The organism is Paenibacillus sp. GYB003 (assembly GCF_036577625.1).
Lineage (GTDB): Bacteria > Bacillota > Bacilli > Paenibacillales > NBRC-103111 > Paenibacillus_AB.
Window position 1 is genome coordinate 20814 of record NZ_JARBDC010000026.1, and the last position, 16544, is coordinate 37357.

12 protein-coding genes, 1 pseudogene and 1 riboswitch are annotated in these 16544 nt (G+C 53.4%); of the genes and pseudogenes, 3 read left to right on the top strand and 10 right to left on the bottom strand.

Annotation, left to right across the window (positions count from 1 at the left end):
* Positions 1 to 17: 17 nt before the first annotated feature.
* A complete protein-coding gene (locus PV407_RS09940; protein WP_332089765.1) occupies positions 18 to 1322 on the bottom strand; it encodes an extracellular solute-binding protein in 1305 nt (434 codons plus the stop codon).
* 296 nt (positions 1323 to 1618) lie between these two features.
* On the opposite strand from PV407_RS09940, the gene PV407_RS09945 reads away from it, so the two are divergent.
* Positions 1619 to 2521 (top strand): helix-turn-helix domain-containing protein, encoded by a 903-nt coding sequence (locus PV407_RS09945; protein ID WP_332089766.1) that lies wholly within the window; start codon positions 1619 to 1621, stop codon positions 2519 to 2521.
* A 184-nt stretch (positions 2522 to 2705) separates the two neighbouring features.
* Here the strand turns inward: PV407_RS09945 and PV407_RS09950 are convergent, their stop codons facing one another.
* The 3 genes from PV407_RS09950 to PV407_RS09960 all read right to left on the bottom strand — a co-directional run bounded on the left by PV407_RS09950 (position 2706) and on the right by PV407_RS09960 (position 6935).
* Positions 2706 to 3890 carry a pyridoxal phosphate-dependent aminotransferase gene (locus tag PV407_RS09950; RefSeq protein ID WP_332089767.1) on the bottom strand — a complete coding sequence of 395 codons (1185 nt, stop codon included), beginning with the start codon at positions 3888 to 3890 and terminating at the stop codon, positions 2706 to 2708.
* 9 nt (positions 3891 to 3899) lie between these two features.
* Positions 3900 to 5357, bottom strand: a complete 1458-nt coding sequence (locus PV407_RS09955) for an aminotransferase-like domain-containing protein (protein ID WP_332089768.1) — start codon at positions 5355 to 5357, stop codon at positions 3900 to 3902.
* Between the two features lie 291 nt (positions 5358 to 5648).
* Positions 5649 to 6935 (bottom strand): hypothetical protein, encoded by a 1287-nt coding sequence (locus PV407_RS09960; protein WP_332089769.1) that lies wholly within the window; start codon positions 6933 to 6935, stop codon positions 5649 to 5651.
* Positions 6936 to 7066: 131 nt separating this feature from the next.
* Here PV407_RS09960 and PV407_RS09965 point away from each other — a divergent pair, with 131 nt between their 5' ends.
* Positions 7067 to 8647 (top strand): DUF5050 domain-containing protein, encoded by a 1581-nt coding sequence (locus tag PV407_RS09965; protein WP_332089770.1) that lies wholly within the window; start codon positions 7067 to 7069, stop codon positions 8645 to 8647.
* Positions 8648 to 8914: 267 nt separating this feature from the next.
* Positions 8915 to 9505, top strand: a pseudogene (locus PV407_RS09970) (transposase); the annotation flags it as partial.
* Between the two features lie 210 nt (positions 9506 to 9715).
* On the opposite strand, the gene PV407_RS09975 reads toward PV407_RS09970, so the two are convergent.
* The 6 genes from PV407_RS09975 to PV407_RS10000 all read right to left on the bottom strand — a co-directional run bounded on the left by PV407_RS09975 (position 9716) and on the right by PV407_RS10000 (position 16312).
* Complete coding sequence (locus PV407_RS09975; RefSeq protein WP_332089771.1) at positions 9716 to 10171, bottom strand: VOC family protein; 456 nt, start codon at positions 10169 to 10171, stop codon at positions 9716 to 9718.
* A 151-nt stretch (positions 10172 to 10322) separates the two neighbouring features.
* Positions 10323 to 10946, bottom strand: coding sequence for a hypothetical protein (locus tag PV407_RS09980; protein WP_332089772.1), 624 nt, complete (start codon positions 10944 to 10946; stop codon positions 10323 to 10325).
* A gap of 159 nt (positions 10947 to 11105) precedes the next feature.
* Complete coding sequence (locus PV407_RS09985) at positions 11106 to 11714, bottom strand: DJ-1/PfpI family protein (RefSeq protein ID WP_332089773.1); 609 nt, start codon at positions 11712 to 11714, stop codon at positions 11106 to 11108.
* A gap of 58 nt (positions 11715 to 11772) precedes the next feature.
* A riboswitch (ZMP/ZTP riboswitch) is annotated at positions 11773 to 11850 on the bottom strand.
* 255 nt (positions 11851 to 12105) lie between these two features.
* Positions 12106 to 12699, bottom strand: a complete 594-nt coding sequence (locus PV407_RS09990) for a GNAT family N-acetyltransferase (protein ID WP_332089774.1) — start codon at positions 12697 to 12699, stop codon at positions 12106 to 12108.
* Between the two features lie 6 nt (positions 12700 to 12705).
* Complete coding sequence (locus tag PV407_RS09995; protein ID WP_332089775.1) at positions 12706 to 13317, bottom strand: TetR/AcrR family transcriptional regulator; 612 nt, start codon at positions 13315 to 13317, stop codon at positions 12706 to 12708.
* A gap of 466 nt (positions 13318 to 13783) precedes the next feature.
* Entirely contained in the window at positions 13784 to 16312 is a 2529-nt protein-coding gene (locus tag PV407_RS10000) for an adenosylcobalamin-dependent ribonucleoside-diphosphate reductase (protein WP_442951641.1), read from the bottom strand.
* Between the last annotated feature and the right edge of the window lie 232 nt (positions 16313 to 16544).

Sequence of the window (16544 nt, forward strand, 5' to 3'; positions counted from 1 at the left end):
GGCCTTCAGCTCCGCGGCTACTTGTTTTTATCCGCCTCGATCGCCTTCTTGACCGCTTCCTCGGCATTCCGCAGCGCCGTATTGACGTCCTTGCCCTCGTACAAAATGCCGCGCAAGGCGTTCGTCAGCTGCGCCGTCGCCGCCGAGTAATATTTGCTCTGGGGCGACGGCTTCGCCATATTTTTCAGCGGGATCGCGGCGACATTGCGCCCTTTGTACAGCGGGGCGTCCTGGCCGAACACTTTCGGAATGTTCGGGCTGCTCAGCGCCGGGATGAACGTCGCCGCCTTCGCCTTCTCCGTCAGAAACGTCTCGGTGGACAAAAAGTCCATCACCTGGTACGCGTCGTCCTTGTATTTGCTGCCGACGTTCAGGAACATGAAGACCGGATAAGGCTGCGGCCCGAAGCCGTTCATCGTCGGGTACGAGACGATATCCCAATTGAGCGGGGCCAGGTCTTTCTCGACGTGCAGACCGGCCACCGGCGTCCACATCGCCGACACTTGATCCTGGAAAAACATTTTGACCAAGCTGTCCATCTTTGCCTTATCCGGATTGAAGCCGGGAATTTGGTAAAAGCGGGCGATGTTGTCCATGAGGCTTTTGACGCTGTCGTTCGTCAGCGACACCTGCAGCGTTTGCGGATCGACGAAGTTGAGCGACATTTGGTTGCGCAAAAAGTAATGGTTCGGCGAAATCGTGAAGCCGTAATATTGGACGTCGCCTTCCTTGCGCGTCAGCTTGACCGACAAGCTGTACAGCTCGTCCCAGGTGATGCCGTCCTTCGGGTAGGCGACGCCGAACTTGTCGAACAAGTTTTTGTTGTAGTAAATGACGGAAGCTGCGGTGTCGAACGGCAGCGCGTACAGCTTGCCGCCGCTCATTTGCCGGATCATCTCGAGCGTCTGCGGCTCGAAGCGGCTTAGATCGGTCTTGTATTTTTTGACGAGCGGTTCGATATCGTACTGCGTGTTGTTCAGAAAGACGCTGTTGTAGGCGAGGCCGACCGAGCCGAAAATGACGTCGATCGGCTGGCCCGACGCGATCTGCTTGTCGAGCGCCCCGCTCGTGGTAGGGATCAACACCGGAGTAATGTGCGGGAATTTCTCCTTGATCGCCTTGCCGAACTTTTCTTCGAAGTAGCCTTCGGCGTCGAAGTTGGCGCCGACGTTGTAAAAGTAAAGCGTGATCGGCTCTTTTTTCTCGGGCTGGGCCGGAGCCTCCCCCGCCCCTTTGCCGACATCCGGCGTGCCCGCCCCGGAACAGGCGGCGAGTACGAGCAGCAGTCCCGCCGCTCCGATCGTAATGGATGGCTTCAACATGAATGACCCCCTCTTTGTTATTTGGTTTAAACGCACTTCAAGTTCGGTAATCGCATCTGTACCGGTTTGCGAAATGTATGCGATTACAGTCATAATTACCGAATCCCAGTAAAGGGCGTTTGCCTTCATCATAAGCCGGATTTGCGCCCTGGACCATGCGCAAAGCGTCCGTTTTTTTTAGCATTTGTGCCACTACCGTTAGGGATGTTCCAAATATGATAATATGAAAAAAAGGAAACAAGCACGGCCTGCAGCACCGACCGAAGGGACTGTCTCCAGTAGAACGGAGGAAGCGAATGGATATCGAGGTGATCTTTCCGAGTATGACCAGCACGCTGCAAATCAGGGGATGCGGATTTTTCGTCAAGCCGCCGGGTTGGTCGTATCCGCCGCATCATCATCATTTGTTTGAAATATTGCACTGCTTCAGCGGCGAAGTTGTGCAGTTGGTGGGAGCAAGCGAACGGACGATGCGCGCGGGAGACTGGATGCTGCTGAAAGCCGGGGTGCGCCATCGGCTGGAGAACCTCGCCGCCGAGCCGTATTCGTTTTTGAACATCCACTTTGATGTGGACGATCCTGGCTTGCGCAGGCGGCTCATCGCCGCCGACTGCTTTCTGCTGAAAGGCGCCGATGCGGCTGCGGGCGGACTGGCGGAAATCGTTGCGCGCATTGAGCGGCTGATGTCGCTGAGCCTGACGGACGACCCCTCCTCCGGTCCGTCCGCCAAGCTCGTGACTCTGGATATCGATCCGCTGCGCAAGCTTGAACTGCAAGCCGCGATTTTACAGATCGTCGCTTCGTTGACTGCGCAATTCGCCGCTTCTCAAGCGCCCGCCAGGAAAGCCCGGCCTTCCGTCGCTTCCTTTCTGGAAATCGAAACGGCGCATGCGATCGAAGAACGGCTTCGGCGGATGGTAACGGCCGATTCCGACGAATCCGTCGCCCGGATCGCCCGAGACTTGCACTTAAGCCGCAGCCAATGCTCGAAGCTGTTCACCAAAGTATACGGCGTCTCGCCGCGCCGCTACGTCAGCGAGCTGGTCCTTAAACGGGCAAAACGGCTGCTGGTGACAACCAACCGTCCGATCGAGGACATTGCCCTGGAGCTCGGCTTCCAATCGCTCAGCCACTTTTCCAGCCAGTTCCGTCGATGGACCGGCGTATCGCCCATGCAGTACCGGCCGAAGTATGAGTGAGCGCCTTCTCTCAGGCCCGCTGCCGTATGCAACGTTTGCCGGTCAGGTCCGACGAGAATCTTGATGGCAGCGTCGGATGTGCTCAACAACGGGCTGGTCGAGAGGTTCGCGCTGGATCTGGAGGTTTCCGGCGAGAGGCTTGTCGTGGCCGGGGATGAGAAACTGCTGCTGCGCGCCGCGGCCGTCACCCCGGCAGCTCGCAGCCGGTCTTCAGCTGCGCGTTGACAAACCGGTCCAACCGCTCCAACGCCTCCGTCAGACGGCTCTCCGACACGGCGTAGGAGCAGCGGACATGCCCTTCGCCTCCGGAGCCGAAGACGTGGCCGGGTACGGCGGCGACCCCGCCCTCCTGCAGCAGCCGATGCGCGAACCGTTCGGCGCTCAGCCCCGTATGCGCGACGGAAGGAAACGCATAGAAAGCTCCATCCGGTTCGCGGCACGGCAGTCCGATTTCCCGCAATCCTTGCACGACGAGATGTCTGCGCCGGGCGAACGCCGACTTCATCTCCTCCATCGCCTCCATGCCGTGACGAAGCGACTCGATTGCGGCAATTTGGCCAAGGACGGGCGCGCACATCGCCGTATATTGATGAATTTTGAGCATTCCGGAAATCAGTTCCCGGTCGCCGCAAGCATAGCCGATGCGCCAGCCTGTCATGGCGAACGCTTTGGAGAAGCTGTTGATGACGATCGTCCGTTCCTTCATCCCCGGCAGCGAAGCCGGGCTGACATGCCGCCGGCCGTACGTCAGCTCGGCGTACACTTCGTCGGAGACGACAATCAGATCGTGGGCGACCGCCAATTCGGCTATCGGCCGCCAGTCGTTCTCGGTCATGATCGCCCCGGTCGGGTTGCACGGGTAATTGACCATCAGCACTTTGGAGCGGGGAGACAGTTTTTTCCGCAGCGCTTCGGCCGTCAGCTTGAAGTTTTGCTCGGCCGTCGTCTCCACTTCCGTTACGCGGCCTCCGTGAAGATACGCGATGGGCGCATAGGCGATATAGCTCGGAGCCGGAATGAGCACTTCGTCGCCGGGGTCGATGGAGGCGCGCAGCGCCAGATCGACCGCCTCGCTGCTGCCGACGGTTACCAGAATTTCCTGGGACGGCTCGTAACCCAGCCCGAAACGCTCCCATTGATAGCGCGCGATCTCCTCCCGCAGTTCGGGCAGACCGGCGTTGGACGTATAGCGGGTTTGGCCTTCGCGAAGCGCCTGAACGCATGACTCCCGTATAGGTTCCGGCGTGACAAAATCCGGCTCCCCCACGCCAAGCGAAATAACGTCGCGACTGCCTGCCGCAATATCGAAAAAAGCCCGAATGCCCGAGGGAGGAATTTCCCTCACCCGTTTAGACAAATAGTTCCTCATCCGCACACCTCAGTTCGTCAATTGTTTGGCGGTTTCGCCGATAATCCGGATCCCTTTGCCGATCTCCTCGTCATTCACCCGCGAGAAGCCGATCCGCATCGTATGCCGACCCTCGCCTTCCCCGGTGTAAAACATTTCTCCCGGGGTAAAAATAACGCCCTGACGCGAACAAGCGGCCAGCAGTTCCCGCGTATCGAAGCCCTCTTCAAAAGCGACGAACAAATGCAAGCCTCCGTCGCCCGTCATCCGCACGTACGGCACGTGCGCCTCGATGCATTGTTTCGTCCATTCATACTTCCGCTTGTATTCCGCGCGGGCTTTCTTCAAATATTTCTCCAAGTTGCCGTTATGCAAATATTGATACAACAGCGACTGATCCAACGTTGACGTATGGATCGTCCGCGCCCGCTTGATGCTCTCCAAATAGTCGATCAACTCCCGGTCCGCCAACACCCAGCCGACCCGCAAGCCGGGAAACAGCACTTTTGAAAAGCTGCCCAGATAAATAACGCCGTTGCCGTCCCCCGCCGTCGCCATGAGCGGCGCCACATGGGACCCCGAATAGCGCAGCTCTTCGTTGAAGCCGTCCTCGATGATGGGAATTCGCCGTTCGGCCATCCGTTTCATCAGCGCCAGTCGCTTCTCCGGCGACGTTACGATGCCGGTCGGGTTATGGTACGACGGTACGAAATAAGCGCAATCGTACGTCCGCTCCGCCAGCGCGCGATCCAGTTCGTGCAGGTCGATACCGTCGCGCTCCATCGGAATGCCTTTGACCTCGAACCCGTGCAGCTTCAGCAGCTTGAGCGCCGTGTTATGCGTCGGATTCTCGCACAGCACCGCGCCGTCCGGGCGGCGCAACGCCGACAGCACCATATCGAGCCCTTCGGTAAAGCCGTTCGTAATAAGCATGTCTTTGCCTTTTATATTGACGCCTTTATGGTCCATGTAGCGCAGCAAATAATCGATCAACGGCTTATAGCCTTTCGCGTAACCGTAATTCAGCAGCACGTTGCCTTCAATCGCCATCCGGTCGAGGAAAGCCCGCCGGACGTTGTCGAGATCGAACAGCTTCTCGTCGGGCGCGATGCTGGTAAACGAGATCGTCCCCCGCTCCGCAAGGATGCCGCGTTTCATCCGGTCAAGCTTGACGGCCGACTTTGCATGCCCGTTCGTGCGCGCGTGCCAATCCGGCTGCCAGGAAGGAGCCGTTGTACTGCCGCCGCCGGAAATCGCAGCGACGTAGCTGCCTTTGCCCCGAACCGTATAAGATAACCCGTCGTCTTCCAGCCCTTCGTAGGCGGCAATGATGGCGTTGCGGCTCACGTTCAGCAGCAGGCTGAGCTCGCGCGTGGACGGAAGCTTCTGATCCGCCTGCAGCGCGCCTTTAATAATCAACCGTTTCATATGGTCCTTCACCTGAACGGCTACCGGACGGTCATCCGTAAGCTTGAAATCGTGAAACATCCCATCGCCCCCACACTCATTGTGGCACAGTCGGACGAACAACAAAAGAACCACATCACGGGATTTTTCATCCCTTCGTGGTTCTGCCAGGCACCTATGGAGCCCGCCGGACCGGCTGTAAAGCCCGCACCGCTTGTTGACCCGGCGGCGGCACTATTACGGCTGCGCGGGTTATCGTCTTCGGCTGCATACGGCGAAAAAGCGCCCCTCTCAAGGGCGCTTTTATTCCGGACAAATGGGCTGCTCCCACACATCGGCAAGGGGAATTTTTCCTACAATCTTTTCGCTTGCTTACGGCTCGAAGGCGGACTCGACATATTCTACACCAAATCGCCAAGGGTGTCTTGTGTCCGTTCGAACCTGGTAGGTTTGCGCCTCCATGTCGCCTTCCCTAGTAAACGATATCGTATCCGGCCGAGAAAGCTGTAAGATGTAACGTCCTGCGGGAAGAGGCTGTCGGTCGCCATCGCTTTGTTTCCATGGAACCGTTAACGAGTAGCCCGTTTTCGTCTCGATCGTCCCGCGAATTACGGGCAATTTGTAGCTGTAAACCAGGTCTAGCTGCTCATTTTGCTCATTCGACCGATAAACGTTGAATTCCATCTCGATCGGTTCCACGGTTAACGTTTTTTGGGAAGTGTTGTACAGCGATACGGTAAAAGGATGAAAGTCGCCGATCGATAACTTGCCCGAAAACCCGGAGGGGGGGCCGAAAGTGAGACTGATCGGATCGCCGTACATCGTTCGGATATAATCATCGTAACGGATTTCCCGAAACAGCTCCTCGATAACGACACGGTAGCCCGCCGTCTTCTCGATTACGGATAGATCGGTCTCAAAGCTGCGGATATCCCCGGGCTCGGGCGGAGCCGTATCCTGATCGGCAATAAAAACAAAGCGTGATGTGCCGACTGTTTTCCCGTCCTGTCCGATCGCCAAAAGCCGTATCGACTTGCCGGCGATGTCTTTATGGATTTGAACGACGCCGCTCTTGATGCGCACGTTTCCATGGATGGCCGACTTCTCCTCTTGCAGATCCGATACGGTCACGTATCCGTCTTCGTCCTGTTCGATAAGCGGCTTCTCGGCCGATTCGATCGGATACCGGGCCAATACCCACTTCTCTCCGAGCCATGTGTTGATTTTCATCCATGGACCCAGCACGGCAACGACGTCAACCGTTTGCGGGCCTATATAGGCGCCGGTCGGATACCCGGCCAACGGATATTGGTATAAATCCAAATCGTAGTGAGTTGTGATCTTTGTCGAGACCGCCGTTTCTTCGCCGGGATAAGCAACCTTGGGCCGGATCCACTTATCCCCGAGCCAGGTGCCGATACGAACCCAGGGATGGTCCTTCATGATCCATCCCGGCTCCATCCCGGTGACAAATACCGTTTGCGGCGATATCGTTGCTACGGGTCCGGACCTTTCATCAGCCTTGTCGTATAGGTCGGTGTCTTCGAATAAGGTCAGCGCTTTAGGTGCCGAATCGTACGAGTTGGCCGAAGCCGGGTGAACGTAAATAACGAAAAACAGGATAAAGGTCAGAAGCGACAAACAAACCTGTTTGATCAAATCCTTCTCTACTCCTCTACATTTATTTACAGTGATAGACGCCGATTCCCATAATTTAGTTGCGCCGCATCGCAATTAGCAACTTTTCCCAACCGCTCACGTTTAATTCAAAGAGAGGGGATGACAAAACGATGAGGAAAACATGGATCGGATATATGGTCGTTCTTTCATTTTGCTTTAGCTTGTTAGCGCCTGCCGGGCACAGTCGAGCCGCAGATGCGAGCGTAAAGGTTACGCTGCCGGATTTTACCGTGAAGCTGAACGGCCACTCGGTCGATAACCGGTACCGCGATTACCCGCTTCTGGTTTACCGGGATATCACCTATTTTCCGATGACGTGGTACGACAGCAGATTGCTCGGTTTGGAGGCGACTTGGTCGCCGGACGACGGTTTGTCTATCAACCAACATTCTGTAACCTCCTCGTATGTCCCATACAAAACCGAGCGTCGCAATGCATCCGCCTACGCGGCGAAAATTCTCGGATCGGCCGTCACGATCAACGGCAGAACGATCGACAATACAAACGAAGAGTACCCGTTGTTAAACTTCCGGGACGTCACGTATTTCCCATTGACATGGCGGTTTGCGCACGACGCGTTCGGATGGGATTACGAATGGAGCGATACTGACGGTCTTCGCATCACGTCCCGTAATCCACGGCTGCAAACGGTCGACCTTCCAGCATATGCCGGGGAGAACGACATCGCCCTTTTTAACGGGTACTATTACTTCGTCGAAACGATAGACACGACGAACCATGTTTATCGAGCTCCCGTGCAGCAGCCGTCCGACAAGGAAGAGATTTATTCCTACAACGTCAAAACCCCATACGGACTACAAAACCGGCTGTCTTTTCAAATCCGCGACAACTCGCTGTGGTTTACCTATTACTTGGGGGGAGCCACTATGGGGCGCGACGGGTTTGTGAAAATCGGCGGCGACGGCAAGGCGGAGCTATTCCATCAAGGGAAGCTGGACTTCCGTGAAACCCCTTACGGCACGTTGATCATCCATTTCGGTGTTCCCCCTAGAAGCGGCAACCTTTATTTGTCGCCACCGGGGCAGGAGGGGACAACCCGCAAAGCTGTTGGCGATCCGGACCTGATGTATGGCTGGCATGCCGCATACGGCAACGGTTTCGGGGCGGGCCGCGACGATTCCTCTATTGCCGTCATCGGGGATGATGTTTATGTATTGGCCTCGCGAGGCCAAACCGATCCGAATAAAATCTACAAAATCAACCTGAAGACGGGTGAAACCGGCATGATCGTGAATGCCGAAGTAAGCCGGTTTCGAATCATCGACAACGCGCTTTATTATGTCAAAGATGCCGACAACGCACTGTACGCATCCGATCTGGACGGAAAGGGCGAAACGAAACGGTCCGACCATGCCGTGTCATGGTTTGACGGCATCGACGGACACGTATTTTATACAACCAAGAAGGAGACGGACCGATTCGAGCTGTACCGGGCCGATCCGAACGGGGAAGATCCGCTCGTCTGGAAAGCGCCGGTCGTCGGCGTTCAAGTGTCGAACAATCGGCTCGTATGCCGGCTTGGCGAAAACGATGATTACGGCGCCGTACTGCTGGACGGTTCCGGCCGCCTGCTGCTGCAAGTGGCCGATCCGATCTCCCGCGTGCTTACGTCCGACGATGGGATTTTACTCCAATCTGCCCGAGACTCCTCGGTCGTACTCGTTCGTTGAACGAAATGCATGTCTCCGTTAAAGGGCTGCCGAATGGCAGCCCCGTGTTTTGATCGGGGAAATCAGAGCACATTTCCCCATTCGAACACAAAAGCCGCCGATCATCCGCCGGCAGCCTCGTCGTTATCCGTTAGCCCTCCATGCCCTGCCGGTTACCACAGATAATGAAAATTGGGGCTTTGCGTTCTATACTGATCCAGATGGCCGACTGGATCAAACGTCAACGTTGCACCCACGTCGCGATGGAAAGCACCGGCGTCTACTGGAAAGGACGACCTTGAGCGTGCGTTACGGGGCCTGATCGGTTCGCATCAGAAGCTCATGCTTGAGGCACAGTTGAAGCATAGTGACTTCCTCGACGAACAAATCGCCAAACTGGACGAAGAAGTAAAGGACCGTATGCTCCCTTTTGAGAAAGACCTGGAGCGCTTGGATACGATTCCCGGTATCGGCCGACGAAATGCAGAGCAAATCTTGGCGGAAATCGGTACCGACGCGAAGAATCAATTCCATCTGCTGCCCATTTGTGTTCGTGGGCGGGGATGTCTCCAGGTAACCACGAAAGCGCCGGAAAACGAAAGTCCGGACAAACACCAGTATCGTCGGATTGCCGCTCGGAGAGGAGCCAATCGCGCGGCGGTTGCCGTCGGTCATACCATTCTCACGATCATTTATCATCTTTTAACTCGGGAACAAGACGATATTGAACTGGGAGCCGATTTTTACGACCAACGTCGAAAAGATTTTGTCATCAAACAGTCGATCAAACGATTAGAGTCTCTAGGGATCAAGAATAAATATGCGGTGAAATACTTCACCGTCGAAGTAATCGACGGCCTAGCTGGTGATTTTTCTTGATAATTCTTTCCAGCAAACCAACAGCTATCTTGTTCATCATCCGGTGTAAAAGTGTAATTACATGCTGTGGGGCAAGTTGCAAGTCAGCCACTCCTGAGATGGGGGCTATTAATTTGCATCCAAGATTTTTTTCATACCATTCTACTGACATTACCCCCGTAATATGGATTAATTGTCCTGGCAGCCGATCGACTCGCCGACTGCTTTTTTTTATGGCTGCCATACTTCCCACATATTCCCGTCAGGATCATAAAACTGAAGGTTTGGTCCACATGTTATCCGAATGTCCCCTTCGATGTTCACTCCGTTTTCCTTAAAACGGTTGAAAAGGTCTTGGATGCGTGGAGTTATGAAACACCCAACTGCTTTGCGTTTACCATCATTGCCGGTAAAGCCTAACCGGCCACCTTCCGGCCTTGATTCGAGAAGGAATATGGCAGGAACCGGCCCTGTTGGACCGTGAGGCTTGCCATTACGATCAGGAAATCTCAGGATCGCACCAGTCATATCAGGTTCCAACTTATCGCCTGCTCTGAGTTTGCAACCTAAATTTGCTTCATACCACTGAACAGCCTTGTAGACATCACTGACCGGGACATATATACAAGTCATGCCTATAATGTCCTCTATGTTTTCCTTTGACTTTGTTTCTTCGTGAATCTGCATTTCCCATTTCTCCCTTCTCGTTTCAATTCGTGCAATAGAAGCAGTCACCCAATTTTTGTGACTTACAGTTATTTTGATGCCACAGAATGTCGCAAACCTGACTAGTTTCGTGTTGTTTTTCTAGGGGTATGCGTTATGAGTTATTTTCAGGCTAGGTTAATTCCAGGAGTATATGTTTTGCATAAGAATCCCAGTCTGCTTCTTCCGTGTTTATTTCTAAAGTGGGAATTAGCGATTGTTTAGCACACATACGAAGCTTCTCCTGATCGTCTAAAAACTTCTGACATGCCTCTGTTACCGTTGGGTGGTTTTCCATCACATACGATTTCCAAGCTTCGCCCCGGCTTTCAATAAATCTAGGCTCTACAGCTTCTTGGGATAAGGTTAGGAGTACACATGGTGCATTCAGCCTCGATAGACGTTTTTCCAGCATTTCAATTTTTGCAGAATTTATAAAGGCCGCTCGATGATTTATACTGAACCTCTCCAACAAATAAAATATACCGTTTGATGGTTTCGTATGACCAAGTGACTCAAACCATTCGAATTGTTGTTCGAGATAATCAACATGACGATTTAAAAGCTGAATATGTTCATCCTTGTCCATGGTTCTCAAGACACCCTTGTATGAATGCAGAACTTGCGAGTAGCGTTCACTTATTGCAATTATCGTCTTTTCGCTATTGTGTATTTGGCTGTGTAATCTCTTTATTGCAGAAAATACCGATGTTTTTCCTGCGGTAGACAACCCTTCAATAATGACTCCTCGAATCATCCTTCACCTCTTCATCTTGTTTCCGTATCCACGCAACAAGAACGCCGGTAAACCGCGCGCATTAGCTTTTTTCACTTTCGGCTCTTTTTTATTCAAACTCCAAACGATTCGTTCCACCTTGGCACGGTTCTATACTGTCTGAAATAGCTGTGCAAAGCTTTATATCGGTTTATCGTTGGGCATGAACACAGTAGTCAAATTTCCGGTCCGATAATACGGATAATCCATCATCTTTTGAACCTTTTTCGCCACATCCGCATTCGTTAAAGATTCAACAAAATATAAACCTAAATCAATAGACGCTGAGACACCGCCTCCCGTTAAAGTATCTCCATCCCGTACAATACGGGCTTTAACAACCTCTGAGCAATAAGGAGTCAACAATTCATAAGCGGAGGGATTCGTTGTCGCCATTTTCCCATGTAAGAATCCTGCAGCTCCCAAAAGCAATGCACCTGTACAGACAGATACTTTGTACTGTACAGCGCTCCCACTTTTGATCCATGAAACAAATTCCGTATCATATCTCAGTTCTCTTGCGGGCATTCCACCGGGAATAAATAATAAGTCATATCCGGATAGGTCTGGGCAAACATGCTTTATTTTTATTGTCATACCCCGATCGTCTGTAATCTCTTCTTTGTTTGCACAAAGATCCCATGTTACTCCTTCTTTGACTTTTAAAATTTTTAACCAAGATACAGCATCGTAAAATCCAACAAAATCTAACGTTGTCATCTTGTCAAACAGAATGAAAGCTATCTTCAATCCCTAAGCACCTGACCTTTCATCAATTGAAATAAAAAAAGCATCTGATTTAAGATCAGATACTTGCCCAGGCGTACGGCTTATGAATATGTGCTTCCTCGTAGTTACCTACGTTACGCCAGTTACACATACTTGAATACAAATTAATAATATCAGTCAATTCCAAAAACTTCAATGCGATTTATAGTATTGTAACCGGTTTAAGTTCATAACTTAAATGTCGTATTTTCCAATTTTGACACTATTCTGCCCGTTCGTAGCGAGGCCGCCGATCGAGCCGACGGCAGCTTCGTCATGTTTATTGAGCTCTTGTACCCGTTTAGTTCAATGGTTTTCAACACTTTCAGTCCAAGGAACGATCGGACTTCGAATCTTTCCCAAAGACCTATCGCTATTTCGTATACCTCAACGATACAATGTGATGGATCCCGATTTTCTTTGCCCGGTTCATTGGTATTTGCCTGCGTTTGTATTCTTCAAAACCTAATTTATTATAGAGTTTCATGGCCGGAATATTGGTATCGGCGACTTCTTCAATCAAGTAAACCTTGTAAGGAGTATGCTCAAGGATATGACGAATCAATTGCGAAGCAACGCCTTGCCCCCTGAATGCGGAGGCCGTCCCTACAAATTCGATGGAGCCTACACCGGTTGACGGATGAGCAAAGGCGGTTTCAAATTCCTTTTTCAAAAAAATACCGGCCAAAGTGCCTTTATAAAAGCCTAAATGCTTGCGAAGTTCCGTTATATCCAGTTTAACCGAATGTGATGTTGCATCCGTGCAGGCAGCCATTCCGACCACTTGCCCCTTGTATAAAGCCACATAAAATTGATCCGGAACGAACATATGGGCGAACGCCGCAGCGATTTTTTTCGGATCCTTGGAGAAAAAACCAAGCCATTGTGCGAAACCCTCCGCGAATATTTCTGACATTCCTCGCCTCACATCAAATTCGGCTTGATCGGCTCTAACCAAGTTAAGCATGATGGGTCACTCCCTTTCTTTAAATAGAAACGCGGTGAGGATCGAGGGCGAGGGCATGGTAAAGCTGCTCTTTAGCAATACTTTCATCTCAGCCAAACCTTGAATCGATGCAAAAAAATAGACGGCCATCTCCCGCGCATCACCGGGGTGAAATTCCCCGAGCTGCTGACCCTTACGAATGAGCTGTGCCGTAGAATCAAGCAGCCTGGCATTTACCCGGAGGATCTCGTCATACGGTTCGGAGTCTGCGGCAGCTCCGGCTAATAGCGATTGATTGAGAAGGATCAGCAGATTGGCCAGTTCTTCCCCATCGATCAAGTCGGTGTACACTTCGTCGACGAACTGTGCGATTACCTTTTTGGGGGATTGATCGGATTCGAAGCGAGTACTATGGCGTTTCAATCCTTCAACCGCGTAGGCAACCAATTCGTGAAACAACTGATCCTTCGTTTTGTAATGACGATACAGCAGCCCAATACTAATGCCGGCCGCATCCGCGATATTTTGAACATTCGTCGAGCCGAAGCCTTGACGAACAAATAACCGCATCGCAGCGGAATGGATTTTTTCCCTGGTGGCATTGCGCATGGCTTCGAACTGTTCCTTGCTCCGCGGCAAACGATCTCCCCCTTTATTATGAATGAACTTTTACTCATTATAAAATAAGGAAAGCGGAATCGCAACACTCAATTCCGCTTGCGGATACGGCTCGTTAGCGTAAGAAACACGGTCCGCGAAAAACGTCCGGACGATTATTCGACGCGCAGACCGATACGCTTGATCATGGGAGAAGGAACGGAAAATAGGCTCCAACGGCTAACGAACCGAACGATCGTTATCGGAGCCGAATGCGGCGGTTTGAATTTTTAACGAACCCCGGTAACGTTATTACCGGCGAATCGGCTCGTTTTCTTCGATTTTGGGCTTGATAGCGATATCCGGATTCGTTAGCCTGAAAAAACGTTCGTTTTTCCTCCGATAAGCATCTTACGATTCGTTCGCCATCATCACCCCGATTCCGCCCGATTGCCGCGGATATCATGTACGAAAAGAAAAAGCCCGGGGAACCCCGGGCTTTTTTTCGTTACGAGCATTTGCTGTAGCCGCAATTGGTGCAGTTTTTGCAGCCTTCGCTGTTGACGAGCGAGGCGGTGCCGCACGACGGGCACAAGTCGGTCGAGACGGAGCCGGAATGGACATGAGGCTTCGCGTTCTCGGCTTCGGCCGTCGCCGTAATTTCCTTCGTCGCGGTGATGTACGGCTCGGACTCGTCGCCGCTGTGCATTTCGAGCGCCTTCGCGACGGCGTCGGCGATCGATTCGACGCGGTTCGCGCCGAAGCCGATGGCGCCGGAGCCGCCGATCCCTTTCAGATGCTTCACGAGCAGCTGCACTTTGTCGCCGTGGTCGCCGTAGCGCAGGAACAACGAGCAGACGCGCCCGAGCGCCTCGGACATGGCGAACACGTCGGAGCCGGCTTTGCCGACGTTCAGGAAAATTTCGCTCGGCGAGCCGTCCATGTCGTTGATCGTAATGTACGCCATGCCGAACGGCGTGTTGAATTTATATGTCGCGCCGCGCAGCGTTTGCGGGCGTTTTTTGTACTGCTTGTCGAACACTTGCTTCGTTTGCGCATCGATTCCGCCGGTCAGCGTATCGGACAGCTTCGTCAGCGCGGTTGCGTCTTCGGCCGCCGGCTTCTCCGCCGCCGCCTGTACAGGCTCCGCTTTCGCCTCTTCCTTCTTGTCTTCCTTCTTCTCGGTCGAAAGCACCTGAACGTCGCGGCTGCCGTCGCGGTAAATCGTCACGCCTTTGCAGCCGAGGTCGAACGCGAGCTCGTACAGCTTCTTCGTCTCTTCGACGGTGAAATCGGACGGGCAGTTCGCCGTCTTGGAAATCGAGCTGTCGACCCATGTTTGGATCGCCGCCTGCACGCGGATATGGTCTTCCGCCGACAGGCTCATCGCCGTGACGAAGTAGTCCGGCAGCTCCTCGTTCGGATGCTTGTCCTTATACTCCTGCGCGATCGGCACGTACTGCTTGTCGTAGCCGAGACGGCTTTGGCGGAAATATTCGAAGGCGAAGTACGGCTCGATGCCGGTCGACGTGCCGACCATCGTGCCGGTGCTGCCCGTCGGCGCCTGCGTAATGACGGTGACGTTGCGCATGCCTTTTTTGCGGATCGCGGTGCCGACTTCCGGGAACGTCTTCGTCATATGTTTCATGAAGCCGCTCTGCAGAAACTTGTCGGCGTCGAACTGCGTGAACGAGCCTTTCTCCCCGGCGATTTCCGCCGAAGACAAGTACGCTTCCTTTGCCATGAACCCGTACAGCTTATCCAGAAAGACGAGCGATTCCGGGCTGCCGTAGCGGATTTTCAGCTTGATCATCAGCTCGGCGAGACCCATCGTGCCGAGGCCGACGCGGCGCTCGCTCTTTTGGTTTTTCTCGTTTTCCTCGAAATGGTACGGCGTCTTGTCGATGACGTTGTCGAGGAACCGGACGGAGTAGCGGACCGTCTTGCCGAGATCGTCCCAGGCGACGTCCTGCTTCGCTTCGTCGTAAAACTTCGACAGGTTGATCGCGGACAGGTTGCATACGCCCCAGGCCGGCAGCCCCTGCTCCCCGCACGGATTCGTGCAGATGATCGGGTTGAAGTACCAGCTGTTGGACATCTGGTTGTAATATTCCATGAACACGACGCCCGGTTCGGCGGAACGCCATGCGGATTCGATGATCGTATGCCATACTTCGCGCGCCTTGACGGTCCGGTAATGCTTCACCGCTTTGCCGAGCGATTTCCATTTCTCGAGGTTGCCGTCCCAAATGTCGTTATACTCGCTGTCCGTCGTGTCCGGGAACACGAGCTCCCACTCCGCGTCTTCCTTGACCGCTTTCATGAACGCGTTGCTGACGCAAACCGACAGGTTGGCGTTCGTAATTTGACCCATCGTCGATTTGACGGTAATGAAGTCGAGCAAATCCGGGTGCCAGTCGTTGATCATGAGCATGAGCGCGCCGCGGCGGCTTCCGCCCTGCTCGATCAGTCCGGTCGTATAGCTGAACAGGCCGCCCCACGAAACGGCGCCGCTCGAAGAGCCGTTGACGCCTTTGACGACGGAACGCCGCGGACGGAGCGAAGACAGGTTGATGCCGACGCCGCCGCCGCGCGACATGATTTCGGTCATTTCCGACAAAGTGGCCATTATGCCCCCGCGGCTGTCGTGCGGCGAAGGAATGACGTAGCAGTTGAACAGCGTCAGCTCGTCGCTCGCGCCGGCTCCGGCCGCGATCCGTCCGCCCGGAACGAGACGCCAGTCGTCCAAAATGTACCGGAACTTCTCCTTCCATTCCTTCTGCTTCTCCGGCGCTTCGACGGACGCCATCGCCGTGGCGAGCCGGTCCCACAGCTGCTCCGGCGTTTTCTCCTTCGTCAGCGTCAGTTTATCTATGGTCGATTCGAACAGCTCGCCGCTGCGAAGCCGTATCGTCACTTGTTTGCCTTTGCGTTCGACGACTTCCCCGACTTCCTTGCTCGGAAATTTCGGATCGTCCTTCGTCAGGACGAGCACGACGTCGCCGACGGCGGTATTTTCCGTATCGGCATCCTTCATCGCATACCGATCGAGAAATATTTTTTCACTGAGTCCTTCGAGTCGTTTCACTTGAACCGTCTCCAATGATAGCCCTCCCGGATCTAATATTCAGGCGCAAACAGATCAGAGCGTCTAGAAACATAGTATGTAAAAACGCCCCCGATTTGCGGGCCTCCTCCACAATATATGGGTGAGGTCTCCATTATACAATACTATATGTTGTGCATCTATCGCGTGACGAACGGAATAG